This is a genomic window from Lyngbya sp. CCY1209 (assembly GCF_055795065.1).
In genome coordinates this window covers 1-1,197 of record NZ_JAYFER010000028.1, presented here as the reverse complement: position 1 = coordinate 1,197, position 1,197 = coordinate 1, and the positions used below count along the sequence as shown (strand labels likewise).

At 48.7% G+C, this 1,197-nt stretch carries 1 protein-coding gene; it reads left to right on the top strand.

Annotated features, from left to right (window positions below):
- Window positions 1-147 precede the first annotated feature (147 nt).
- Window positions 148-1,197: RNA-guided endonuclease InsQ/TnpB family protein (locus AC0QHF_RS00135; protein WP_324702169.1), on the top strand; the 1,050-nt coding region annotated here is incomplete at its 3' end.

Genomic DNA, 1,197 nt, shown 5'->3' with positions numbered 1-1,197 from the left:
ACCCATACAGATGGAACGAATTAACCCCATACTGGCTCTTGTCCAATGGTCGATTAGGCAAGTAGTGAAGGCAATAGTCGCAAGTGTAAGCGTAAGCCAGATGGGGGTAAGATGTAACCAGAAGCCAACGCCCAGATGTAAAGTCTCATGCACGGTTCTGAATGGGAGGGGGAGATGGTAACATCTCTCTCGACCCCTAATCGGACGGCTCAGTTTGTCCGTAACAAATCTGTGCGCTATTGGATGGATAGCCAAGATGTGGGCAAATATGACCTCAGTAAGCTCTGCAAAGCGTTGGCTGAGGAGTTTCCCTTTGCCAAGAAACTCAACTCAATGGCTCGTCAGGCAGCAGCAGAACGAGCATGGAGTTCAATCACTCGGTTCTATGACAACTGCAAAAAGGGCATTAAGCCCGTAGGCTATCCCAAGTTCAAGAAGCATTCCCGCTCAGTGGAGTACAAAACCTCCGGGTGGAAACTGCTTGAACCGAAGCGTATCAAATTCACCGATGGCTTTGGAATTGGGGAATTGCGGTTAATTGGCAGCTACGATCTGGCCCGCTATGATGAATCCCTAATTAAGCGAGTTCGTTTAGTACGTCGTGCCGATGGCTACTATGTTCAGTTCTGCATTCAGGTGGATGTTCGAGAAGAACTCAAACCGTCAGGAAATACCGTGGGTTTAGATGTCGGACTCAAAGAGTTCTACACCGATTCAAACGGAGAATGCAAACCGAACCCGAGGTTTGACCGAAACGCCGAGAAAAAGCTGAAACGCACTCACCGAAGGGTTAGTAAAAAACAGAAAGGCTCTGCCAACCGAAAAAAAGCCGTCAATCGACTCGGACGAGTACACCTCAAAATAAGTCGGCAACGTGAAGAACACGCCAAGAGACTGGCGCGTTGCGTAATCCGATCTAACGATCTGGTGGCCTACGAAGATTTGAGGATACGGAATCTAGTCAAGAACCACTGTCTCGCCAAGTCGATTCACGATGCGGGTTGGTATCAGTTCAGGAAATGGTTGGAACATTTTGGAGTGAAGTTCGGCAGGATAACCGTTGCGGTGAATCCTGTCTATACCTCTCAAAAATGCTCGAGTTGCGGCACGGTTGTCCAGAAAAGTCTCTCGACTCGAACTCACGTTTGTCAGTGTGGGTGCGAGTTAGATAGAGACCACAACGCAGCCATCAACATC